We start from the raw sequence: 24,061 nt of genomic DNA, 5'->3' as shown, positions 1-24,061 counted from the left end.
CACGAGCGCCCATGACAATCGAACAACAACTGGCTACCGAGCTGAGCATCCGCCCGACTCAGGTAGCAGCTACGCTGGCCCTGCTGAACGAAGGCGCCACTATTCCCTTCATCGCCCGTTACCGAAAGGAGCAGACCGGCGCCCTGGATGATACCCAGCTGCGCCAACTGCATGAGCGGCTGGGGCAGCTGCGAGAGCTGGAAAGCCGGCGCGAAGCGATTCTTGGTCGTCTGCGTGAACAGCAGCAGCTGACACCGGAGCTGGAGCAGGCCCTGCTGACGGCCGACAGTCGCGCCCGCCTTGAAGATCTCTACTTGCCCTACCGCCCCAAACGGCGCAACAAGGCACAGGAAGCACGTGAGGCAGGACTGGAGCCGCTGGCGCTGGAAGCCCTGCAGCAAGGGCAATTGCCCGTAGGCAAGCTGGAGCAGTTTCTCAACTCTGAAGCCGGTTTTATTGATGCTGACACAGTGGCCGAGGGCGTGCGCCAAATCTTGCTGGAGACCCTGAGCGAGGATGCCGAGCTGATCGGCGTCCTGCGCCAACGACTGTGGCAGCAGGGCGAGTTGCAGGTTCGTGCAGCCCGTGGCAAGGCGGATCCGGACAGCAAGTTCCGTGACTACTTCGACTACGCCGAGCCGATCGCGCACGTACCTTCGCACAGGGCACTGGCCGCGTTGCGCGGGGTAGCCGAAGGCGTACTCAAGGCCAGCCTGCAGCTGCCGGAAAATCTTGCCGGCTGGCCGGAAGAGCAGATGGCCAAACGCCACCATCTACGTCCGGCCCAGCTCGACAGCTGGATGCTGCAAACACTGCAGCAGACATGGCAGAAAAAAATGCGCCCCTCGCTGGAGACCGAGCTGATCAAACGTCTGCGTGAACAGGCTGACCTGGCCGCCATTGAGGTCTTTGCCCGCAACCTGCAGGATCTGTTGCTGGCTGCTCCGGCCGGGGCCCGCGCCACCCTTGGGCTGGACCCGGGCCTGCGTACCGGTGTCAAGGTGGCGGTTATCGACGCTACCGGCAAGCTGGTCGACTACACAACCATCTATCCACATGTACCACAACAGCAATGGGACAAGTCCCTCCACACACTGACCACACTGGCAAAAAGGCACCAGATCGAGCTGATCGCTGTGGGTAACGGCACCGCCTCGCGCGAGACCGAGCAGCTGGCACAGGCAGTGTGCAAGGCATTGCCGCAGCAGAACATTCAGGCCGTACTGGTCAACGAGGCGGGAGCCTCCATCTACTCGGCATCCGAACAGGGGGCGGCTGAATTCCCCGATCTGGATGTCACCATCCGTGGTGCTGTATCCATCGCGCGCCGGCTGCAGGACCCTCTGGCAGAGCTGGTCAAGATCGATCCCAAGTCGATCGGCGTCGGCCAGTATCAGCACGATGTCGATCAGAGCCGCCTAAGTGATGCGTTAACCGGCGTGATTGAACATTGCGTCAACCATGTCGGTGTGGACGTGAATACCGCCTCGGCAGCCCTGTTAAGCCACGTGGCAGGCCTTAACCGCACCACGGCAGAGAACATTGTCGCCTGGCGCGATGCCAATGGCGCTCTACGCAACCGACGCCAGCTGCTGAAGATTCCGCGTCTTGGACCAAAAGCGTTTGAGCAGTGCGCCGGCTTCCTACGCATTCGTGAAGGTGAAGAGCCACTGGATAACTCGGCGGTACACCCGGAGAGCTATCCTCTTGCCGAAGCGATTGCCGACAGCTGCAAGTTGTCACTCAAAGCCCTGCTGCAACAGCCGGAGAAACTGCAGCGGGTCGACAGAGCCCGGCTGGAAGCACAGGGTTATGGCACCTATACCCTTCGTGATGTGATCGCCGAGCTGGAAAAGCCCGGCCGTGACCCACGTCCGGAGTTTCGATCGGTACAGTATGCCGCCGGCGTCGAAACCCTGAAGGACCTACAGCCTGACATGGAGCTGGAAGGTGTCGTTACCAACGTGACCCACTTCGGCGCCTTCGTCGATATCGGAGTGCATCAGGACGGGCTGGTGCACATATCTCAGCTGTCCGACCGCTTCATCAGCGATCCACATACAGTGGTCAGCAGCGGCCAGATCGTACAGGTCCGAGTGCTGGAGGTAGACGAAAAACGCAAGCGGATTGCGTTGAGCATGAAGTCAGGCTCCAGCAAGCAGCCAACCGGCGCGACGGGACAGTCCTCCGCCCCGCCGTCTCGTCCGGCACCAGCTGCTGCAGGTGGAACTCTGGCGGACAAACTGCGCGCGGCCGGCCTCAAACAAGGCCGTTGACAGCAAGCGGATGCATTTAAACCGGGGCAGGGCGTATAATGCGCCCCTTCAACGCAAGTGACAGGAATGATGACGGTGCTGGCAACTCTGGAACACCAACTTGAACTTCTGGCCCGCCAGGGCTGTGCCAACCTCCTTACCCGGACCCTGCAGGGCATCGAGAAGGAGGGCCTGAGAGTGCGTCCTGACGGGCAGATCGCACAGACACCCCACCCTCAAGGATTGGGGTCGGCACTGACTCACAAGTACATCACGACCGACTACTCTGAAGCGCTGCTGGAGTTCATCACCCCGGTACACGAAAGCCCGGAGTCTGCACTGGCGTTTCTTTCCGATCTGCACGCCTTCAGCTGGCAGCAGCTCGGTGATGAGCAGCTATGGTGTGCCAGCATGCCGTGTGAAATTGCTGGAGAGGATGCGATCCCCATCGCCAACTATGGCAGCTCAAACGTGGGCAGGCTCAAGCACGTGTACCGTCAGGGGCTGAAATACCGTTACGGCAAGATGATGCAGACCATTGCAGGCATCCACTACAACTTTTCCCTGCCGGAAGCCTTCTGGCCACAGTGGCAGGCGATATGTGAAAACAGTGACAGCCTGCAGGAGTTTCGCTCTGCCAGCTACTTCCGTTTGATCCGCAATTTCCGTCGCTACGGCTGGCTGCTGCTGTATCTGTTCGGAGCCTCTCCGGCACTGTCCGCCTCTTTCATGGCTGGACGGTCTCACCAGCTGGAAACACTGAATGCGAACACGCTCTATCTGCCATGGGCCACCTCCCTGCGTATGAGCGATCTGGGCTATTCAAACAAGGCTCAGGCATCACTGCAGATCTGTTTCAACCATCTGGACAGTTACGCCGACTCGCTGCAGCAGGCGATTCACACTTCGCACGCGGCCTATGAAGACATTGGTGTCAAAGTCGATGGCGAATACCGTCAGCTGAACACCAACGTGCTGCAGATCGAAAACGAATACTACAGTGACATCCGTCCAAAACGGGTGACACAGTCCGGGGAAAAGCCCGTGCACGCCCTGATCAAGCGCGGGGTTGAGTATATAGAGGTACGTAACACCGATATCAACCCACTGCTGCCCCTGGGCATGGATCTGGATCAGGCCCGCTTCCTCAATGTCTTCCTGATCAGCTGTTTGCTGGGACAGGCCGATGACCTGGACGAAGCCGAGTGCCGGATGGTGGCTGAAAACCACAGCCGTGTCGTCAACCGCGGTCGCGAGCCGGGTCTCAAGCTGCTGACGCCCGCCGGTGAAGTCAGCCGTGAGGCGCTGGGCTACCAAGTGCTGGAAAAAGTGGCCAAAACCGCTGCGCTGCTGGACGATGCACAGGGCACCGACCACTACCGCCGATCTGTCTCGCTGCAGCGCGCCAAGCTGGAAGACTCCGCGTTGACGCCATCGGCCCAAGTGCTTAAAGCCCTGCGTGAAAGCGGCATGGGCTACAGTGAATGGGTACTGGCAATCAGCTCAGAGCATCGAGCCAATCTTGAGCCCCTTATCGACCCCGCCGTGAAGCAATCCCTGCTGGACGAAGCCGCTCGCTCGCTGACGGAGCAGGCTGAACTGGAGCAGGCCGAACAACCGCCGTTTGACCAGTTCCTGGCCGACTACGTGGCACGCTGAAAACTACTGGGTTACAAAGCTGGTAAAAAAGAGGTCGGCCACATGTGTGTTGCCGGTCTCTTCCTTCAACAGCTGCTGTACCGTCTGCAGGGCCCGTTCTGCCAGTACCTGCTGGGCGGCGATGCTGCCTAGATCTTCTTCCGTAACACCCGAAAACAGAAACACCAGATCATTGCGGATGTGCGCAACGTGAGCATTGACGGCATGATGCGCTGACGGGGCATCCACCTGGATCGTCACTTCAGCCTTCAGGAAACGAACCGGTCCCGGGCCACCGTAGTTGGTCACAAAAGGCTTGAGCTCAATGTAGTTGATGTAGTCTTCAGCTGTTTTTTCCGCCTGCGCAGGCAGGCTGACACTGGCTGCCAACAGCAGTAATGCCAGCATTTTGCTTTTCCACATCCCAAAACTCTCCGCATCGTGTGTGCAAAAACTCAGTATACCGCTGCACGGTGCGCAATCTCCATGCCTTCGGATGCTTGTTGCACCCGCTGGCTGCCTGGCAGTAGTATTGAGGCAGTCAATCGGGAGGGATCGAACATGCTGGAAAAATGCCGCGACGCCAAAGAACGCTGGGGTGGTGTCAGCACAATCATTGATCACTGGCTGGAGGAGCGACAGCAGCTGATTTCGGTGTTCGTTTCCCTGCAGGGTCAGGAGGCCGGTGCCCCACTCAACAGTTCCCTGTCAGAGTTTTGTGTACTGCTGATGGACTACCTGTCTTCAGGCCACTTCGAGGTCTACGAGCAGCTGCTGCGAGAAGGCAGTGAATTCGCTGACGGCAGTCTCGAGCGCTCTCAGGCAATCTTTCCGAAAATTCAGCCTTCCACTGATGCATCGCTGGATTTCAACGATCATTATGGCAAGCTGGAACGCCCCACCTTGCGTCAATTGTGCCAACTTTCGAAAGATCTGTCGGCACTTGGCGAGGCCCTGGAGGAGCGTTTTGAGCTGGAAGATCAACTCATCGAAACGCTGCACAACGCCCACAAGGACATGGTGTAGCCGTGCAACGATCCGTCTGCCTGCTGTTGTCTGCATTCGCTCTTGCCGGCTGTGACGGCAGCGCTCACTCGCCAAGCCGCTGGCTTGAGCTGACCGAGCAAAGCGGTGCCTACAGCACGGCCATTGCCCCCGACGGAGGGCATGCACTGGTCGGTGCCGTGACCCATGGTGGCAGTCTCTGGGATCTGAATAATGAAGCGCGCCTGTATGACTGGAACCACCAGCCTGGCGTATTCTCGGTGTTACCGGCGGTGGACTTTTCCCCCGATGGCCGCTACGCCCTGACTGCAAACCCACAGGATCTTGTGCTGTGGAGCGTCGATACCGGCATGGCAGAAGGCTTCTGGAGCTCACCCGGCGAAATTCTGGCGGCCGATCTTTCCAGCGGCGGTGCCTATGCACTGCTTGGGCTGGCCAACCATGAGGCGGTCTACTTCGATATTCGCAACGGCGGTATCCGCACCAGCCTCCGCCACCAGGCGCGGGTACGCAGCGTCGCCCTCAGTGGCGACGAGCGCACGGCCCTGACCGGGGCTGATGACTACAGCGCCCGCCTGTGGGATCTAGACAGCGGCCAGATTCTGCAACAGGTGAAACTTGGCAATACGGTCGACACTGTTGCACTTTCACCCAATGGTCGCTTTGCGTTCAGTTCCGGCAGTTTGGATCAGGCACTGGTCTGGGATACATCCAGCGGCGAGACGTTGTTTCACCTCAGTGGGGGCGAGACCCTGTTTCCACGCAAGCTCAGCTATCTCAGCGCCCGTTTTTCGGACAACAGTGATCGCCTTCTGGCCGGACGTGCAGATGGTACGGTAGAGCTCTGGGATGTAAACCGGGGCGAGCTGATCAAACGCTGGAAGGGACACAAGCGAGCCGCCTACGGACCTACCAGTACCGGTATCATTGCACTGGCGTTTGGTGCGGACGGAAACAGCTGGCTGGCTGCAGGGTCCAACGGGGTCATGAACTGGCTCAGGTAGGACGGTACAGCTGGTGACAGGAGCAGCAGTGGCCGGCGAGCCCGCTGCCTCTGTCTGAAGGCAGCGGGCTCACCCTGACCGGAACAGCCTTACTCTGAAGGATTCACTTCCAGCAGCTCCACTTCGAACACCAGTGTCTCGTTCGGGCCGATCGCATTACCCATACCACCCGGGCCATAAGCCAGGTCTGCCGGAATCACCAGGCGGCTTTTGCCACCTTCTTTCATCAGCTGCAAGCCTTCGGTCCAGCCCGGAATCACACCATCGAGCGGGAAAGAAACCGGCTCATTGCGGGCGTAGGAACTGTCAAACTCAGTACCATCAATCAGGTGGCCACGGTAGTGGACCTTGACGGTATCCGTGGTTTTGGGGCTCTTGCCCTCGCCGGCTGTCAGAACTTCATACTGCAGCCCTGAATCAGTGGTTTTAACACCTTCCTTCGCGCCATTTTCAGCCATGTAGGCGGCGCCCTTGGCGCTGTTTTCATCGGCCAGCTTTGCCATCGCCTGACGCTGCTCTTCCATCTTGCGACTCTGGAACGCCTGCATCACCTCGGCAACCTGCTGCTGATCAAGTGCCGGCTCCTCGCCGGAAAACACAGCTTCGACACCCTGGCTGAATGCAGTGATATCCAGCTCTTCAACATCCGCCTGGATACGCTCGCCCAAAATCAGCCCCAGGCTGTAGCTCAGTTTCTGCTGTTCAGTTTCCAGTGCCTGTGCCTGCACTGTTGCCGTTGTGGCCAGTGCTCCACTTAGAGCCAGTGCCAGCATGCTTTTTTTCATCATGTGAATCCTTAGTGTTGTTCGGACATGTTCTTGTTAGTACATCTTGCCCGGAGGAAAGTTCAGTCATCATCAAGCAGTGCAATCGCAGCCGACTGCAGTTGCAGCAGAAGCACACCTGAGACCCGATTGTAGGGTTCGCCGAGCGCCTGCTGCAGGTTGTGCCGGAACAGCGCCGCGCCCACCTCACTGTCAGGTAACCAGCTCTGGCCATCTTGCCACAGCAGCATGAGCTCCAGCTGCTCTGCCACCAGCTCCGCCTGACGTAAAGCTCGATAACAGGCTTCAGCCTCAGGCAGCGCGGCCAACTGCTCACGCACCCTGAAGCGCACTGCCCGCAATGGCCGGGTAACCTCAGGCTGCCAACGGTTGCCTGATTGGTGTAACCGATCATGATCAAGCTTGATGCCCTGACTGGCAAGCCAGCAGGCAAACAGGAGGCGATTGACTACGGCTCCCTGATCCTGCAACTGCAGGCAGCATTGTTCAACCCCCGGCCGAGAATAAAGTGTCAATGCGTACTGCCAGAGAGGATTTTCCAGACTCATGCTGTGCTAAAATCTCGCGCCATGATTCAGATACAGAACCTAAGCTTACATCGCGGTACCCAACAGTTGCTAGCACAGACCAGCCTGACGTTTCATGCCGGCTGGAAGGTGGGTATTGTCGGCGCCAATGGCGTGGGCAAGTCATCCCTGTTCAAGCTGCTGCTGGGCCAGCTGCAACCCGACGGCGGTGAGCTGCAACTGCCCTCACGGCTTCGTATTGCCCATATGGCACAGGAAGTGGATACGTCCGAGCGCAGTGCACTGGACTATGTAGTGGATGGAGACCACCGTCTGCGTGCCGTTGAGGCCGCACTGGCAGTCGCAGAAGCGGAGCATCAGGCTAACCGGATCGGCGAGCTGCATGCCGAGCTGGATGCGATGGATGGCTATCGCGCCGAAGCACGCGCGCATCAGCTATTGGCCGGGCTCGGGTTTGCCCCGGATGACGCAGGACGGCCAGTCAACAGCTTTTCCGGCGGCTGGCGTATCCGGTTGAATCTGGCCCAGGCCCTGATGTGCCCGTCCGATCTGTTGCTACTGGACGAGCCCACCAACCATCTGGATCTGGATGCCACCATCTGGCTGGAGCAGTGGCTGCGCCAGTACCCCGGCACCCTGCTGCTGATCTCCCATGACCGAGACTTCCTCGACAACGTGGTGAGCCATATCGTGCATCAGGCCCAGCAGACCCTGACACTCTATAAAGGCAACTACACCGCGTTCGAAGGCCTCCGTGCCGAAAAACTGTCACAGCAGCAGGCTGCGTTCGAAAAACAGCAGGCCCGCGTCGAACAGATCGAACAGTTTGTACGCCGTTTCCGGGCCAAGGCCACCAAGGCCAAACAGGCTCAGAGTCGGCTCAAAGAGCTGGAACGCATGGAGCAGATTGCGCCGGCCCATGTAGACTCTCCTTTTTCCTTCCGCTTCGATACCAGCGACAAGATCTCCTCTCCCCTGCTTACGTTGGCGGAAGCAGATCTGGGCTATCCGGATCGTACTATTCTCAAGGGTCAGTCTCTGAGTCTGATCCCCGGAGCCCGCATTGGTCTGCTCGGTGCCAATGGTGCAGGCAAATCCACCCTGATTAAGACCCTGGTGGGCGATCTGGAGTTGCTGACCGGCGAACGCCACGAAGGGGAGCATCTGCGTATTGGCTACTTCGCTCAGCACCAGCTGGAGGCGCTGGATATGGACGCCTCTCCCCTGCTGCACCTGCAGCGCATCAGCCCCGACGCCACTGACCAGGAACTGCGCAACTTTCTCGGCAGCTTTGGCTTTATTGGTGATGACGCACTGGATCCAGTGGGTCGTTTTTCCGGCGGTGAGAAGGCGCGTGTGGCGCTGGCCCTGATCGCCTGGCAGCAACCCAATTTGTTGTTGCTTGACGAACCGACCAACCATCTGGATCTGGAGGTTCGACTCGCTCTAAGCCTGGCACTGCAGGCGTTCGAAGGTGCGTTGATACTGGTGTCACATGATCGCCATCTGCTGCGCAACACAGTCGATCAGTTCCTGTTGGTCGCCGATGGCCAGATCAGCGAGTTCGATGGCGATTTGGAGGACTATCACCAATGGCTGGCCCAACAGCGCCGAGAAGAGCAGAAACGCAGCGAGCCTGAAACCACCAACGACAGTGCCGCCGAGCGCTCACTCAGTGCCACCGAGCGCAAGGAGCTCAAGCGAGTCCAGGCTGAGCAGCGTGCTCGCTTGCGGCCGCTGAAACAGCAGGTCGCTCGCCTGGAGCAACAACTTGAGCAGGTCACCACCCAGATCGGCGATCTCGAAACACAGCTGGGGGATGCCGACCTGTACAGTGAGAACCGCAAGACAGAGCTGAAAACACTGCTGCAGCAACAAGCCGATCTGAAGCAGCGGCAGGTACAGATTGAAACCGACTGGCTGGACCAGCTGGAGGCACTGGAGCAACTGGAACAGTCACTTGAGGATTGATCAGCTCACTGAACCGCTGAATAGATCAGACAGCTGCGACAGCCCTTCCGCATCGGCTTTCAGCACCAGCATGGCCTGTTCCAGGTCCGCCTGCTGCAGGCCCAGCTCCTGGACCACCTCATCCGGCAGCGGCCCTGCCGGACCTGCACTCATGCCATGCTGACGCAGCAGCCGGCTGGCCAGATACAGCAGGCGCGCATACTCCGCGTGCTCACCTTCAAAGCCGGGTTCATGCTGATAGCGTACCGCAACCGACACTTCAGCCGGCAGCTTCCAGCTTTCCAGCAACCACCCACCCACCTGCTCACGGGTCACATGCAACACTTCCTGCTCAATCAGGCTTTGCTCCAGCTGAGGGTTGGCCTCGATATGACGTGACAGGCGCGAAAAGTGAGGCGGGAACAGATGCCCCAACACCAGATAACCAAAGTTGTGCAACAAGCCAGCCAGATAGGCCAGCCCTGGACGGGGCCGTCGCTCCAGCGGAATGGATCGCGCCAGCTTTTCGCTCAGCGTAGCCGTATAAACAGCCTGCTCCCAGTAGGGCACTGTACCCCGTGGAGTATCTTCGGGCAGCCGCAGCACCTGCCCCATGGCAACCCCCAGCGCCAGGTTGATTACCAGGTCGAACCCCAATACCCGAATGATCGCGTCCTCGATTGAGCGTACGCGTCCGGGGGCAGCATAATAGGGTGAAGACGCCCAGCCCATCACCTGTGCAGACAGACTCGGGTCCAGCTTCACGACCGGCACCAGCTCATCCACGCCGGCTTCCGGGTCGGAGCGCAGCATTACAATCTTGCGCATGGTCTGAGACAGACCCGGCAGACCCAGCGTATCTTCCAGTCGTTGCTGAACCCGCAAACTGGTGAATCGCTCAACGGCCCGGGTGATCACGGTCGCATCATCCAGCCCAGCGCTACCCACACCGCTGGTTGCCGGATCACAACTGACCTGACCGCGACTGACCTGGTCGTGCGTGGGCACGCTGCTGAGTGTAAAACAGAGACCGGAATGAAGCTCGTTGCAACTCAGTGGCGCTTCGCCAAGGCTACTGTCGAGCAGCAACGGCAACGACAGTAGTTTTGCCTGACCGGCCTCTGTCTGCAGACCCGGCTGAGTAAAAAAGCGTTGCGCATCATCCACTCGTGCAGCCTGAAGCTCGCGCCCATACAGTTTCGCTACCGAGGTCAGGTCCAGCATCCGTGACGGAGGCAGCAGCGCCAATACCTTACCCTGACGATCATGCAGCAGCACCAGCCGAACCTGCTGTGCCGGGGTGCTCATCTCTGAGAGTGTGCCGATATCTACAGACAAGACTTTTCTCCGCTGGCGGATTAGTTGGCGCTTTTGTGACACTATTCGATGCTTTAAGCTTGCATTAAGAATAACGGAAATAGAGGCTACAGGCATCCAATGCAGATCAAGATTCTGACAATCGGGGGCACAATCGACAAGGTCTACTACGATGCACTGAGTGACTATCGTATCGGTGAGCCGGCGGCGACAGAACTGCTGGCACAGGCCGGTGTGAGTTGCCAATACAGCATCGAAAGCCTGCTGCGCAAGGACAGCCTTGAAATGGATGCACATGACCGGGCGCTGATTCGTGACCATATTGAAGCCGATACCTGCCGACATATCGTCATTACACACGGTACCGACACCATGGTTGATACAGCCCGTGCCCTGCAGGCGCTGAATGACCGCACCATCGTCCTCACCGGCGCCATGCAACCGGCCCGATTTCGCGACAGTGATGCGGCCTTCAATCTGGGAGGAGCCATGGCCTTGGCCCAAACGCTGCCTGCGGGGGTCTACATCTTTATGAACGGACGTGTTTTCAACCCTGAGCACACCATCAAGAATCGTGCAGCCGGACAATTTCAGGTGTCTACATGAGCATTTTTCGCCAAGCAATTATCGCCCTGCTGGCTTTGCAGATCCCTTTCCTCTGGGCTGCTGATGAGTCGATCGCACCGGAAAGCGCTACCGGCTGGCAACACCCCCAGCGCGTCATCGCTGAGGATTCGCTGGTGGTCACGGCTCACCCACTGGCGACTGAAGCGGGCTTTGATATGCTCCGCCAGGGCGGCACCGCTGTGGATGCAGCCATCGCTGTTCAGGCAATGCTGACCTTGGTCGAGCCCCAGTCTTCTGGCCTTGGTGGCGGTGCCTTTCTGCTCTACTGGGACCAGTCCAGCCAAACATTGCACGCCTATGATGGCCGTGAAACCGCCCCGGCTGACGTCACTGAAAATCTCTTCCTACAATCTGACGGTAGCACTATGCCATGGCATGAAGCGCTTGTTGGCGGGCGCTCAGTTGGGGTTCCGGGAGTATTGCGGATGCTTGAACTGGCCCATCAGCGCCATGGCAGACTGGACTGGTCGATGCTGTTTGACGCCAGCATTGCCCGTGCCGAGCAGGGGTTCCATATCGGTAACCGGTTACACAAACTGATCTCAGACAGAGTCAATCCCGGGCTGGATCGCTATGCGGCCAGTCGCCAGTACTTTTTTGACCACTCCGGTGCGCCGCTGCCTGCCGGAGCTCTGCTGCGTAACCCTGAACTGGCCGAATCGTTGCGACTGATCGCCGCCCAAGGGGCGGACGCCCTGTATCACGGTCCTATTGCAGACCAGATTCTAACCAGCATATCCGAGGCTAAAGACAACCCGGGCATGATCAGCCGAACGGATCTGGCGAGCTATGTTGCACGGGAACGCAAGCCGATATGTTTGCCCTATCGCGAATACCGTGTCTGTGGCTTTCCACCACCGACTTCGGGTGGTGTGACGCTGCTGCAAATACTGGGCCTGCTGCAGCACACTCCGTTGGCTGCACTGCCTCACGACAGTAGTGGCTTTGCTCATCTGTTTACCCAGGCCAGCCGCCTGGCCTATGCCGACCGGGGTCGCTACCTAGCTGATCCGGACTTTGTGGAGGTCCCAACAGCGGCGCTCCTCGATCCCACATACTTGCGCCAGCGCGCCAGCCTGATCAGCTCTGAGCACGACATGGGGCAGGCCCAGCCAGGCCAGCCAATGGAACTGCCCCGTGCCGATGACCGCTCGCCCGAGTTGCCGTCAACCAGCCACTTCGTCATTCGAGACAGATATGGCAACCTGCTGTCGATGACCAGCAGTATTGAGATGGCATTCGGCTCGACCCTGATGGCAGGGGGCTTTCTGCTCAACAATCAGCTCACTGACTTTTCCTTTATCCCCGAGATCAACGGCGTGCCAGTGGCTAACCGGGTTGAACCAGGCAAGCGCCCACGCAGCTCAATGGCACCGGTGATGGTATTCAACGCCGATAATCGCCCGATCGCTGCGCTCGGCTCTCCTGGTGGCAGTCGTATCATCAACTATGTGGCACAAACTCTCCTGCTGATGCTGCATACCGATATGTCACTGCAGGAGATCCTCTACCAGCCCAATATAAGTAACCGTAACGGCGATACCGAACTGGAGGAAGCCACCTCCGCCGAGCAACTGCTGTTCGAGCTCAGGGATATGGGGCATCGCGTAAGCATTCGGGAACTCAACAGCGGAGTACACGCCATTCGTCAACGGTCCGATGGTCGCTGGGAGTCGGGGGTCGATCCGCGCCGCGAGGGAAAGGCACTGGGACGCTGAACTATCAGCCAGCCATATGTTTACTGGCGGTTAATGTGATTGACTGAACGCAGGCTGCGCAGCTTGCGAATCACCCGTGCCAGATGCACACGGTTGTAAACCGTCAGCTCCATGTTCACGCTGAACAGCTGACCATCACGCTCGCCACTGTCGATTTTAAGCAGGTTGGCACCCATACTGGCAGCGGCCGTCGCCAGGTTGGCAATGATGCCGCGCTGGGATTCAACCTCAAGGAAAAGCCCGACCACAAATTCTTCTTCGTTGCTTTGTGGTGCTGACCACTCCAGATAGATGGTTTTTTCGGGGTTATCACGCAGGTAACCTATGTTGCGACAGTCGGTACGATGTACCACAAGCCCACGACCACTGCTGATATGCCCGATGATGCTGTCTCCGGGAATGGGGTGGCAGCAGCGGGCATACTGCATGACCATCCCCTCAGCACCCCGAATAGCCAGAGGCCGGCCCTGTTCAGTCAACCCAGGGTCCTGCTCAACATGCTCGGCAGGGCGCAGACGGCGCGCTACCACATACGCCATGCGGTTGCCCATGCCGATATCTTCCAGCAGGTCATCCAGCTGCTTGAACTCAGCCTCGTCCAGCAGCTGCGCCAACTGATCAGGGTCAATGTCATCAAGGCTTGCACCGTAGTTGCCCAAAAACTGGCTCAACAGTCGACGCCCCAATTCGATCGATTCATTGCGTTGTTGATTCTTCAGAAAGTGTCGGATGCTGGTGCGTGCCTTGCCGGTCACCACAAAATTGAGCCATGCCATGTTCGGCTGGGCCCGCGGCGTAGTGATGATTTCGACCGTTTGACCGCTTTCCAGAGGTTCCGACAGTGGCGCCAGGCGACGGTTGATACGGCAGGAAACACAGGAGTTACCCACGTCCGTATGCACGGCGTAGGCAAAGTCGACCGGTGTTGCACCACGCGGCAACTCCAAAATCCGCCCTTTGGGGGTGAAGATGTAGACCTCGTCCGGGAACAGGTCTTTTTTCACGCTCTCGATAAATTCCATCGAGTCACCGGCACTTTGCTGCATCTCCAGCAGCCCCTGTACCCATTTACGAGCACGGTTGTAAGAACCCAGTGCGCTTTCAGTACTACCCTTGACCTTGTAATGACTGTGTTCGGCAATCCCCTGGCTGGCGACCGCATCCATGTCACGGGTACGGATCTGTACCTCGATGGTCATGCCCCGGGCGCCAAACAGCACCGTGTGCAACGACTGGTAACCATTGGCCTTGGGAATGGCAATATAATCCTTGAAGCAACCCGGTACCGGCTTGTACAGGTTGTGCACGGCCCCCAGAATACGGTAACAGTCATCAACGCTGCCGGTCACAATCCGAAAGGCAAACACATCCATAATGTCGGCGAACGCCTTACGCTGTACCTTCATTTTGCGATAGATGCTGTAGAGGTGTTTCTCGCGACCGGATACACTTCCGCTGAGCCCTTCCTGATCCAGCCGGGCCTGGATCGATTCTCGCACCTGTTCAATGATGTCCTTACGCTGTCCGCGCGCATGCACCACCGCTCGCCGAATGCGCTTGGCTCGCATCGGGTAATAGGACTGGAATGCCAGATCCTCCAGTTCAACCTGCAGGTCTCGCATACCCAGACGCGCGGCAATGGGTGCATAAATATCGAGGGTTTCGCGGGCAATACGACGCTGTTTGTCAGGCCGCATGGCACCGAGGGTACGCATGTTGTGCAGCCGATCTGCCAACTTGACCAGAATGACGCGGATATCTTCCGCCATCGCCAACACCATTTTCTGGAAATTCTCGGCCTGGGCTTCCGCCTTGGTCTCGAACTCCAAATGGGTCAGCTTGGAGACGCCATCGACAATATCCGCTACAGAGGTGCCGAACTGCCCCTCAATGCCCGCATATTCGATCTCGGTATCTTCGATTACATCGTGCAACATGGCCGCCATCAAGCTTTGATGGTCCATGTGCATCCCGGCCAGTACATTGGCTACGGCCAGTGGATGAGTCACATAGGGTTCGCCGCTTTTACGGCGCTGACCATCGTGGGCCTGCTCGGCATAGAAATAGGCGCGACGAACCCGAGCAATCTGATCCTGTGTCAGATACTCTTCGAGGCGATGTGAAAGGGCATCAATGGTCGGCATCTATCACTCCGTCAGGCCAGGGCTGGCACTTGGGCCAGCCATATACCCTGATGATGCCGTATTACGCGTGCGGGGGAAAGATCAGCGCTGTACCTGCTCATCCAGCACGCTGCGATCGACCAGTTTTTCAGCGATTTCACGCAGGGCAACAACGGTGGGCTTATCGTTTTCCCAATCGACCTTGGGGTCCTTGCCGCCAACTGCGATCTGGCGTGCACGCTTAGATGCGATCATCACCAATTCAAAACGGTTTTCGACATTTTCCAGACAATCTTCAACGGTTACTCGTGCCATTGCGGACCTCAGACAGGGTTGGAGCCAGAGAAAAGACCGATAAGTCTACGGGGGTTTCAGCGTTCAGACAAGAGCTCACTCAGCAGTTCAGCCTGCAACTGCTGTTGCACCTCCTGCCGCAACCGCCGTGCCTTGAAAAGACTGGCAAGCTGATCGAGTGCAACTTCGAACCGGTCGTTAATCACCAGATAGTCATACTCCGGGTAGTGGCTCATTTCGCTTACTGCAGCAGACATCCGTCCGGCGATGATGGCATCACTGTCCTGACCCCGGTTGGTCAGTCGCTCACGCAGAGCGGCTCGGCTGGGAGGCAGAATGAAAACCGTTACCGCTTCGGGCATCAAACGCCTGACCTGCTCGGCACCCTGCCAGTCAATTTCAAGGATTACATCCTGCCCTGCAGCCAGCTGCTCACGCACCCACTGCTGGGAGGTGCCGTATTTGTTGCCGAACACTTCGGCATACTCAAGAAACTGGCCCTGCTCGATCAGCTCGTTGAATGCATCCATGCTGACAAAATTGTAATCCTGGCCACCCACTTCACCAGGACGCCTTGCCCGGGTGGTATGGGATACCGATACCACCAGTTGGGGGTCCTGCTCCAGCAGAGCCTTGACTAGTGTGGTCTTGCCAGCGCCAGAGGGAGCCGAAAGAATGTACAGTGTGCCTGCGAGCTGAGTCATTGCCTGTTGTCCCGGTGTCATCCTGATTGCGAACCGAAACTATAGCACGCAGCTCCAGACTGACCCAGCACCCTGCTTCCAATACCCTCAGCCAAACGCCAGGTCACGCAGGAACAGAGAGATCTGCGGGAAGATGATCAGCAAGGCCGCAGCCAGTATCAGCATGAAGACAAAAGGAGGAGTGCCTTTGATCACTTCAATATAGGGACGCCTGAATATGGCGATCGCGGTGAATATATCGCAGCCAAACGGCGGGGTAGCGGAACCAATGGCCACCTGCAGCGTAATCAACACCCCAACCAGCACAGGATCAAGCCCTGCCGAAGCGACCAGCGGGGCAAAGATCGGCACCAGTACCAGAATCACCACGATCGGATCGACAAACATGCAGCCGATAAAAAACGCTATACAGATCGCGATCAGCACCCCTGTAGGGCTGGCATCGGCCAGCCCCAGTGAGGCGATAATGGTTTGGGGTATCTGCGCGAAGGAGATGATCCAGGAAAAGGCCGCTCCGGCCGCCACCAGAATGAACACAACCGCCGTGATAAGGCCGGTCGACTTGGCAATCTTGTACAGCTCAGCGGGTTTGAGAGCCCTGAACACGATGAATTCGAGGATTACGGCATAGAGGACACACACAGCTGCCGCTTCGGTCGGGCTGAATATACCGCCATAGATACCGCCCACAATGATGACCGGAAAGCCCAAGGGCCAAATCGCCTTGCGCACGGCCTGCCAGCGCTCGGGCCAGCTGGCTTTTTCCTCTGTGGGCACTCGGTTAATGCAGGCATAGATATAACTGTAGAGTGCAAACATGCCAAGAATCAGCAAACCCGGCCCGACACCTGCGATAAACAGTTCAGAAATTGAGGTGTTGGATACCACACCATAGATGATCATGCCGATGCTGGGGGGGATAAGGAAAGCGATATCGCTGGCGTTGATGATCAGCGCCAGCACGAAGCTGTCCTTGTAACCTGCCTTGAGCATTTTTGGGCGCAGGGGGGAGCCGACGGCGACTACGGTTGCCTGTGTTGAGCCGGAAACAGCTCCGAACAGGGTGCAGGCGGTCGCTGTACTGATCGCCAGCCCGCCCCGTACGTGGCCAATGAACTTCATCACCATATCGATCAAACGATCCGCCGAGTGCCCTCGGGTCATGATGTCCGCAGCCAGAATAAACATGGGAACTGCGATCAGGGAGGTAGGACGAATGCCGGCCATAAACTGCTGGATCATGAAATCCATCTGATCAAAGCCGCCAAACATGCTGTAAAAACCGATGAAAGCCGCAACAATCAGCGGAATCATCATCGGAAATCCAAGCAGCAACAGCACGATCATGGTACTGACCATAATGGCGGTCATCTATCGACTCCCTTCCGTAGTGGAACCATATACAGCATCAGTTGCGGTCATATCCATCTCTCACTTCTGTCGATAGATACACCGCGTCAGAAGAAACCAAATTTTTAAGTGCCGTCAGCAGATACTGAACCCCGGTCACGCTCAGTCCGACTGGCACCCACAGAAAAATCCACCATACCGGTACCTGCAAAGATGAAAGCACCCGTCCGGAACTGGCTACCGAACCGATGTAACGAATGGAAAAGAAAGCCAGTGCGAACATTACAAGCGACGTCACCAGCGCAATCAGCATCATCAGCCAACGTCTGCCGCCCGCTGGCAGCACATCAAACAGGGCCGACATGCGAATGTGACGCCCATGGCGTGCGGCATAGCCAATCCCCGCAAAGGTGATCATGACGATCAGAATGCGATTCACTTCTTCGGTAAAGAAGAAGCTGTGCTGAAATACAAACCGTCCAACCACATTCGCGACGGTATTCAGTGCCATCAGCAACACTCCGGCACCCAGAATGAATGCCTCGGCACGCCCAAGCCAGCGATCCAGATACCCGAGAGGTCCGGGCAGAGCTGAAACAGGCTTACTCGATATATCAGTGTCAGCGGACATCCAGCCCTCCACTCAGCGATCAGCCAAGGGAGAGCCAAGGCCCTCCCTTGTTCATCACGGTTATTCAGCGGTTGCCGCTTCCAGATCCTGCTTGAGCTGCTCCAGCAAGGCCTTGCCGCTGTCGCCTGTCATTTCGATGTATTTGGCTTCAACCTCTTTGGCTGCGGCACGGAAAGGCGCGCGCTGCTCCTCTGTCAGGCGCACGACCTCAATCTCGGGCTTCTGCTCAAAAATTTTCTCCAGTGACCGTTCACTGAGCCCCTTCTGGTACTCCATGATATGGTCGAACGCCACGTCCATCGCTTCATGTATCAGGGCTTGATCAGCCTCTGGCAGTCCATCAAAGAAGCGCTTGTTGGCCATCACGGCAGTGGTGAAGTTGTTATGGCCTGTAAAGGTAATCACGTCACTGACTTCATACATCTTGGCTGACTCAACCCAGAACAAGGGGTTTTCCTGTCCCTGGATGATGTTGGTCTGCAATCCGCCATACACCTCACCCCAGGCCAGTGGAGTGGGCGTTGCACCGAATGCCTTGTAGGACTCCACCAACAGCGGGTTAGTCATGACACGGATTTTGACGCCGTTAAGGTCAGCTGGCTTTTCAAACGGTTCCTGAGTGGTAATGACCACTTCACCTTCGGGAAACATTTTCAGCAATTCAAGGCCATGCTGTGCATAGATTTCCTTGAAGTCTTCATTGATCGCATTGCTGTTGCGGAAAAAACTGTCCAGTGCTTCATGAGTTTCCGGCAACAGATAGGGAATGAAGAACACTTGAGCTTCGGGAATCAGAGAGCCGGTAAAACCCGGAGACTGATCAACAAACTGCAGCAGTCCTGCCTGGGCCTGTTCCATGGTATCGGCAGACTCCCCCAACGTACCGTAGGGAAACAGCTGGATATTGTGGTCGGAGTTGGCTTCGATATGCTCCTTGAACTTGGTGGCATAGACACCTTGTACATCGGTAATGGCCTCCTCGAAAGCGTATCGCCAAGTTGCCGCCTGAGCTGTAGCGGCCGTTCCGAGTGTTGCCAGAGCCACCGTACAGGCGCCTACCAGTGTCTTGAGCTTGTGCATGATTTTGGTCTCCAATCCAGGGTTCGCAAAACGAGTGCTCGGCCAGATTATGGGTTCGAGGCACCGCCGCTCCCGTTACAGAATAGTTCCTTTTTAAATACTTAGCACATCTAAGCATCTTAACGCAAAAACAGGCCCCCTCTGTTGAGAGGCCCATACCCCCACCCAAAAAACCGCGAAAAATCGGCAAAAACTTAACTAAAAAACAACAAAAAACCTAATTGCGTTCTTTTTAAAGAAATGAAATTCCATCGAACAATGGCGTAATTTTCACAATTTTCGTTTCGTTCCTCATTGTATCGGATCTGACTTGGGTGCCATTTCGTACAGAACAAGGCTTTGGATGGAGAACACACAGTGAGCCTTACACTTTACTGGATAACCCAGGATCTGCGACTGGACGACAACCCGGCATTGCTCAAGGCCGTTGAGGACAGTACGGAGCTTGTATGTGTTTATTGTCTGGACAACCAATGGCGGCAACCTGATCGCTATCAGAGCCTGCCCATGGGCAGGCATCGCAGAGCGTTTCTCCAGCAAAGCCTGCTGCAGCTGGATCATGCATTGGCACTCAAGGGTCAGCGACTGCTGTTGTTGGAGGGTGACCCGGTTGAAAAACTGCTTTGGCTGGTGCGCGAACTGAAGCCCGAACGACTGGTGGTGAGCGAACAGGTTGGCCTGTACGAACAGCGACAGATCAACCGCGTCCGGGCCGCCCTGACCGAGATTGAGATTCTGTTAGTTTGCTGTCATACCCTGTTCAGCCCGGAGCAGCTGCCCTTTACACTGACACAGCTGCCAGACCAGTTCACACCCTTTCGCCATCAACTTGAAGCCGGACCCGATCCCACCAGCGCGGTTTCCGCCCCTGCGGCATTGCCACCCCCTCCGCATGGATTGCCCGGGGGTATGCTTCTGATGCCATCTATGGAGCTGCGGGACACTGCCTTTCGTGGCGGATGTACCGAGGCCATGGCACACCTGGAGCACTATTTCAGCCAGTCTCATGCCTCGATTTACAAACAGACCCGTAATGCGCTTCAGGGCTGGAGCAACAGCACCCGTTTCAGTCCCTGGCTAGCCAATGGCTGCCTGTCGCCACGTCGCATTCTGAGTCGACTGAAAGCCTACGAGCAGGCACAAGGCAGCAACGAGTCAACCTACTGGATCAGCTTTGAACTGCTTTGGCGCGAGTATTTCCAGTGGTATGCACTCAAGCACCGGGCGCGTCTGTTCGCACGCAGTGGCATAGCCACACGGACACCCCTGACCAGCTTTTATCCCGAACGTTTCAGGCGGTGGTGCCAGGGCACGACCCCCTGGCCACTGGTCAATGCCTGTATGCGTGAGCTCAACGTCACCGGCTTTATCTCCAACCGTGGGCGTCAGATTGCCGCCAGTTGTCTGGTAAACGAGATCAACATCGACTGGCGCTACGGTGCGGCCTGGTTCCAGCAGCAACTGATTGACCACGATGTGGCCAGCAACTGGGGCAACTGGCAGTATATTGCCGGTGTTGGCGCCGATCCCCGCGGCGGACGCCACTTCAACCTTGCGCGTCAGGCTGAACAGTTCGACCCCGATGGGGAGTATGTCAGCCGCTGGGCGCCGGAAACCGCCAGCAGTGCTCTCGACAGCCGCGACGCCGCCGACTGGCCTGTTTGGGTTCGTCATGACTGAGCGCAGGGCCATCAATGTAGTATGGTTCAAGCGCGATCTGCGCCTGCAGGACCACGCTCCGCTGCTCAGTGCCATTGAGGCCGGTCTGCCAACCCTGCTGCTGTTTATGGTTGAGCCGTCTCAACTGCAGAACCCTCATCTGAGCCTGCGTCACTGGCGCTTCATGCACGAATCAATCCGGGACATGAATCGACAGCTGGCAGCCGCATGCAGCAAGGCCGAAGTCACGCTGATGCATGGGGAGTGCATCGAGGTGATGGCGCGCCTGCAGCAACGGTATGCTGTCCAAAACGTGTTCAGTCACGAGGAAAGCGGGGATGCCAGTACCTTTTCTCGCGACAGAACCCTTAAGCACTGGTGCACGGAGCAGGGCATTCACTGGCGGGAGTTTCCCAGCAACGCGGTCGTGCGTGGCTGCTTCAATCGCGACAACTGGGACACACACTGGAAAGCTGTGATGCGTGCCCCCGTGTTTGATCCGACCCTGGCTCGGCTGCAGACTGTGTCTGTACCTCCCTCCTGGCACTGGCAGCCACCCGACAGCTGGTTGCTGGCTGAACCCGCTTTTCAATCCGGTGGAGAGTCCGCAGCACAGGCTTGGTTGAACGACTTCTTCGAGTTTCGTGGCAAGGGGTATGTCGCAGCCATTTCAAGCCCTTCACTCAGCCGCACAGGGTGCTCGCGCCTTTCACCCTATCTTGCCTTCGGTAACCTGAGTCTGCGTCAGGTCTATCAGAGGCTGCTGGCACACTGGCACACGCCCGGGTGGCGTCGCAGCCTGAGTGCACTGGCTTCCCGTCTGCACTGGCATTGCCATTTCATTCAGAAATTTGAAACCGAATGCGCCATGGAGTTTCGTCCGGTCAACAAGGCCTATCTGGATTTTCCCTATCGACATGATGAGCAGGTCGAGGCTGATTTCAACGCCTGGTTCAATGGGCAGACTGGCTACCCCCTGGTTGATGCGTGCATGCGTTGTCTGCATGCAACCGGTTACATCAACTTCCGCATGCGTGCCATGCTGGTGAGCTTTCTCTGCCACCAGCTCAACATTGACTGGAAACGGGGCGTGAAGCCACTGGCCAGACTGTTTCTCGATTACGAGCCCGGCATTCATTACCCCCAGTTCCAGATGCAGGCGGGCGTTACCGGGATCAATACCATTCGCATCTATAACCCGGTTCTGCAGTCGCAAGAGCAAGACCCGAACGGCGTGTTCATCCGTCAATGGGTTCCCGAACTGAATGGACTACCTGACGATCTACTGCACACTCCCTGGGAAATGACACCTATGGAGGAGCAGATGTTTCAGTTGCACATCGGTACTGATTATCCTGCCCCGCTGGTTGAACTGAAGACCACGGCTGCCGCTGCCCGTGAGCGCTTGTGGCAGTGGCGTAACCGGCCCGAAGTACAGACCGAAGTCCGCCGCCTGCTGCGTCGGCATGTTCGCAACCCCGGCAAACCGACAGGACGCAAACATGCACAAAAGGCATCTGCCTGAGAAGATCTGTCGTGGCTGCAACCGCCCGTTCAGTTGGAGACGCAAGTGGGCGCGCTGCTGGGATGAAGTGGTCTACTGCTCCGAACGCTGCAGACGCAACCGCAAACACCCTGTCGACAAAAGCAACTGAGGCTTATTCGATATTCTGGATCTGTTCTCGCATCTGCTCGATCAGAACCTTCAGCTCTACCGCACTGCGCGTAGTGGCCGCGACTATCGACTTGGAAGACAGTGTATTTGCCTCCCGATTCAGCTCCTGCATCAGGAAATCCAGCCGCCGTCCAACTGGACCTTTTTGTTTTAGCACACGGCGGACCTCCTGCACATGTGTCTGCAAGCGGTCAGTCTCTTCATCCACATCCGCCTTCTGCGCAATTAATACAATTTCTTGCTCAAGGCGCGCAGCATCCAACTCTGCACTAAGCTCCGTTAGCCGGGAACGCAAAGTGTCACGCTGTCCCTGCAGGATCTTCGGCATCAGGGTACGTACGTCCGACGTAATCTGCTCAATGGCAGTAAGCCGCTGCTGAATCAGCTCGGCCAGTTCAGTGCCTTCACGCTCACGTCCGACAACCAGATCCTTCAACGCCTGTGAAAACAAGAGCACTGCCTGGGCCCTGACCTCTGACATATCGATCGTTGATTCCTGCAGCACACCAGGCCAAGCCATTACCTCCATGGGGTTGATCGGCTGCGACTCTGGGATCAATTCGCTGACTTGGGTTAACGCTGATATGATCTCTTGAGCACGCACCTGATCAATGTGCACCGACTCAGTACTACGCTCCGGAATAAAGCGCAACGTGCACTCTACCTTGCCTCTACTCAACAGCTGACGCAGCTGTTCACGAAGTTTGCCCTCAATATCGCGCAAGGATTCCGGTAAACGGAAATGCGGCTCCAGATAGCGATGATTCACCGATCGCAGTTCCCAAATGAGGGTCCCCCAAGATTGTTGCTGCTCCTGGCGGGTAAAGGCGGTCATGCTTCGTGTCATAATCAGGCGATCTCTATTAGAATTGCTACCTGATCCATTTTAACAGTCATCGGCCAGTCCTGCGCGGGCCATGACAGCGACCAAGGGTAGGTAACATGAGTTCCAGCTTCTCCGAACAGATACAGAACCTCGGGCTGAACAAAATGCGTCCAAGCGGCCGACAAGCGGACCAGATGCGTGATATACGCATCACCCGCAATTTCACTCGCCACGCAGAAGGTTCTGTTCTGGTGGAGTTTGGTGATACCAAGGTGATCTGTACCGCTACTGTGGACCGCGGTGTTCCACGTTTCCTTCGCGGCAGTGGCTCAGGTTGGGTTACCGCCGAATATGGCATGCTACCCCGCTCAACCAACACTCGCTCCGACCGCGAAGCCGCCCGCGGCAAGCAGACAGGTCGTACCATTGAAATTCAGCGCCTGATCGGTCGTTCCCTCAGGGCAGCGCTTGATCTTAAAAAGCTAGGCGAGAACACTATCACTATAGACTGTGATGTCATTCAGGCGGATGGCGGCACACGCACGGCTTCAATTACCGGAGCCTGCGTGGCCCTGATGGATGCCATTAACGTACTGAAGAAGGACAAAAACGGCGCCATGAAGGGTAACCCCGTCAAGCAGATGATCGCTGCCGTATCCGTGGGTATTTACAGAGGTGAAGCAGTGCTGGATCTGGACTATGCCGAAGACTCAGCAGCGGAAACGGACATGAACGTCATCATGACTGAAGCGGGCGGTTTCATTGAAGTGCAGGGAACCGCAGAGGGTGCCCCCTACTCTCAGGAGGAGCTGAACGCAATGCTGGATCTGGCTCGCAAGGGCATTTCCGAGCTGGTTGAACTGCAAAAGCAGGCACTGGCAGGCTGAACAGCA

22 protein-coding genes are annotated in these 24,061 nt (G+C 57.3%); 11 read left to right on the top strand and 11 right to left on the bottom strand.

Annotated elements, in window-relative coordinates:
- Window positions 1–11 precede the first annotated feature (11 nt).
- Together CFI10_RS00810 and gshA are read left to right on the top strand one after the other, a co-directional pair.
- A complete protein-coding gene (locus CFI10_RS00810; protein WP_206838060.1) occupies window positions 12–2,276 on the top strand; it encodes a Tex family protein in 2,265 nt (754 codons plus the stop codon).
- Between the two features lie 66 nt (window positions 2,277–2,342).
- Window positions 2,343–3,914 (top strand): glutamate--cysteine ligase, encoded by a 1,572-nt coding sequence (gene gshA, locus CFI10_RS00805; RefSeq protein ID WP_242530070.1) that lies wholly within the window; start codon window positions 2,343–2,345, stop codon window positions 3,912–3,914.
- Between the two features lie 3 nt (window positions 3,915–3,917).
- Here gshA and CFI10_RS00800 read toward each other — a convergent pair whose 3' ends face one another.
- The gene (locus tag CFI10_RS00800) at window positions 3,918–4,316 is read right to left on the bottom strand and encodes a flagellar basal body-associated FliL family protein (protein ID WP_206838055.1); all 399 of its coding nucleotides are present in this window, start codon (window positions 4,314–4,316) and stop codon (window positions 3,918–3,920) included.
- Window positions 4,317–4,454: 138 nt separating this feature from the next.
- On the opposite strand from CFI10_RS00800, the gene rsd reads away from it, so the two are divergent.
- Together rsd and CFI10_RS00790 are read left to right on the top strand one after the other, a co-directional pair.
- On the top strand, window positions 4,455–4,919 hold the full coding sequence (gene rsd / locus CFI10_RS00795) for a sigma D regulator (RefSeq protein ID WP_091826265.1): 465 nt from the start codon (window positions 4,455–4,457) through the stop codon (window positions 4,917–4,919).
- A gap of 2 nt (window positions 4,920–4,921) precedes the next feature.
- Entirely contained in the window at window positions 4,922–5,902 is a 981-nt protein-coding gene (locus CFI10_RS00790; RefSeq protein ID WP_091826264.1) for a WD40 repeat domain-containing protein, read from the top strand.
- A gap of 89 nt (window positions 5,903–5,991) precedes the next feature.
- On the opposite strand, the gene bamJ is transcribed toward CFI10_RS00790, so the two are convergent.
- Together bamJ and CFI10_RS00780 are read right to left on the bottom strand one after the other, a co-directional pair.
- Complete coding sequence (gene bamJ / locus CFI10_RS00785; RefSeq protein ID WP_341868542.1) at window positions 5,992–6,690, bottom strand: BamJ family beta-barrel-assembly machinery protein; 699 nt, start codon at window positions 6,688–6,690, stop codon at window positions 5,992–5,994.
- Between the two features lie 59 nt (window positions 6,691–6,749).
- Complete coding sequence (locus CFI10_RS00780) at window positions 6,750–7,235, bottom strand: TIGR02444 family protein (protein WP_206838041.1); 486 nt, start codon at window positions 7,233–7,235, stop codon at window positions 6,750–6,752.
- Window positions 7,236–7,256: 21 nt separating this feature from the next.
- Here CFI10_RS00780 and CFI10_RS00775 point away from each other — a divergent pair, with 21 nt between their 5' ends.
- Entirely contained in the window at window positions 7,257–9,185 is a 1,929-nt protein-coding gene (locus tag CFI10_RS00775; protein WP_206838038.1) for an ATP-binding cassette domain-containing protein, read from the top strand.
- Here the strand turns inward: CFI10_RS00775 and CFI10_RS00770 are convergent, their stop codons facing one another.
- On the bottom strand, window positions 9,186–10,502 hold the full coding sequence (locus CFI10_RS00770; RefSeq protein WP_242530069.1) for an HDOD domain-containing protein: 1,317 nt from the start codon (window positions 10,500–10,502) through the stop codon (window positions 9,186–9,188).
- A 99-nt stretch (window positions 10,503–10,601) separates the two neighbouring features.
- Between CFI10_RS00770 and CFI10_RS00765 the strand changes: the two genes are divergently transcribed.
- On the top strand, window positions 10,602–11,087 hold the full coding sequence (locus CFI10_RS00765; RefSeq protein ID WP_206838021.1) for an asparaginase domain-containing protein: 486 nt from the start codon (window positions 10,602–10,604) through the stop codon (window positions 11,085–11,087).
- Window positions 11,084–12,826 carry a gamma-glutamyltransferase gene (gene ggt, locus CFI10_RS00760; protein WP_206838018.1) on the top strand — a complete coding sequence of 581 codons (1,743 nt, stop codon included), beginning with the start codon at window positions 11,084–11,086 and terminating at the stop codon, window positions 12,824–12,826. The genes CFI10_RS00765 and ggt overlap by 4 nt, the downstream gene beginning before the upstream one ends.
- Window positions 12,827–12,846: 20 nt before the next feature.
- Here the strand turns inward: ggt and spoT are convergent, their stop codons facing one another.
- The 6 genes from spoT to CFI10_RS00730 all read right to left on the bottom strand — a co-directional run bounded on the left by spoT (window position 12,847) and on the right by CFI10_RS00730 (window position 19,008).
- Entirely contained in the window at window positions 12,847–14,970 is a 2,124-nt protein-coding gene (gene spoT, locus CFI10_RS00755) for a bifunctional GTP diphosphokinase/guanosine-3',5'-bis pyrophosphate 3'-pyrophosphohydrolase (RefSeq protein ID WP_206838004.1), read from the bottom strand.
- Window positions 14,971–15,051: 81 nt separating this feature from the next.
- Window positions 15,052–15,264 (bottom strand): DNA-directed RNA polymerase subunit omega, encoded by a 213-nt coding sequence (gene rpoZ, locus CFI10_RS00750; protein ID WP_091826252.1) that lies wholly within the window; start codon window positions 15,262–15,264, stop codon window positions 15,052–15,054.
- 56 nt (window positions 15,265–15,320) lie between these two features.
- Window positions 15,321–15,947, bottom strand: a complete 627-nt coding sequence (gene gmk / locus CFI10_RS00745; RefSeq protein WP_206838002.1) for a guanylate kinase — start codon at window positions 15,945–15,947, stop codon at window positions 15,321–15,323.
- An 87-nt stretch (window positions 15,948–16,034) separates the two neighbouring features.
- Complete coding sequence (locus tag CFI10_RS00740; protein WP_091826248.1) at window positions 16,035–17,318, bottom strand: TRAP transporter large permease; 1,284 nt, start codon at window positions 17,316–17,318, stop codon at window positions 16,035–16,037.
- A gap of 37 nt (window positions 17,319–17,355) precedes the next feature.
- Window positions 17,356–17,928 carry a TRAP transporter small permease gene (locus CFI10_RS00735; protein ID WP_091826246.1) on the bottom strand — a complete coding sequence of 191 codons (573 nt, stop codon included), beginning with the start codon at window positions 17,926–17,928 and terminating at the stop codon, window positions 17,356–17,358.
- Window positions 17,929–17,988: 60 nt separating this feature from the next.
- Entirely contained in the window at window positions 17,989–19,008 is a 1,020-nt protein-coding gene (locus CFI10_RS00730; RefSeq protein WP_206837999.1) for a TRAP transporter substrate-binding protein, read from the bottom strand.
- Between the two features lie 357 nt (window positions 19,009–19,365).
- Here CFI10_RS00730 and CFI10_RS00725 point away from each other — a divergent pair, with 357 nt between their 5' ends.
- The 3 genes from CFI10_RS00725 to CFI10_RS00715 are packed head-to-tail and all read left to right on the top strand — an operon-like array spanning window position 19,366 to window position 22,322.
- Window positions 19,366–20,688, top strand: coding sequence for a DASH family cryptochrome (locus CFI10_RS00725; RefSeq protein WP_206837996.1), 1,323 nt, complete (start codon window positions 19,366–19,368; stop codon window positions 20,686–20,688).
- On the top strand, window positions 20,681–22,192 hold the full coding sequence (locus CFI10_RS00720; RefSeq protein ID WP_206837981.1) for a cryptochrome/deoxyribodipyrimidine photo-lyase family protein: 1,512 nt from the start codon (window positions 20,681–20,683) through the stop codon (window positions 22,190–22,192). The genes CFI10_RS00725 and CFI10_RS00720 overlap by 8 nt, the downstream gene beginning before the upstream one ends.
- Window positions 22,170–22,322: a DUF2256 domain-containing protein gene (locus tag CFI10_RS00715; protein ID WP_206837978.1), complete on the top strand. Its 153-nt coding sequence runs from the start codon at window positions 22,170–22,172 to the stop codon at window positions 22,320–22,322. Before CFI10_RS00720 ends, CFI10_RS00715 begins: the two co-directional genes overlap by 23 nt.
- Window positions 22,323–22,325: 3 nt before the next feature.
- Here the strand turns inward: CFI10_RS00715 and CFI10_RS00710 are convergent, their stop codons facing one another.
- Window positions 22,326–23,177, bottom strand: coding sequence for a YicC/YloC family endoribonuclease (locus tag CFI10_RS00710; RefSeq protein WP_242530068.1), 852 nt, complete (start codon window positions 23,175–23,177; stop codon window positions 22,326–22,328).
- Window positions 23,178–23,284: 107 nt separating this feature from the next.
- On the opposite strand from CFI10_RS00710, the gene rph reads away from it, so the two are divergent.
- Window positions 23,285–24,055: a ribonuclease PH gene (rph, locus tag CFI10_RS00705; protein WP_277987736.1), complete on the top strand. Its 771-nt coding sequence runs from the start codon at window positions 23,285–23,287 to the stop codon at window positions 24,053–24,055.
- Window positions 24,056–24,061: the final 6 nt, after the last annotated feature.

The organism is Marinobacterium iners (genome assembly GCF_017310015.1).
Classification (GTDB): domain Bacteria; phylum Pseudomonadota; class Gammaproteobacteria; order Pseudomonadales; family Balneatricaceae; genus Marinobacterium; species Marinobacterium iners.
This window is presented reverse-complemented; position numbering and strand designations above follow the sequence as displayed.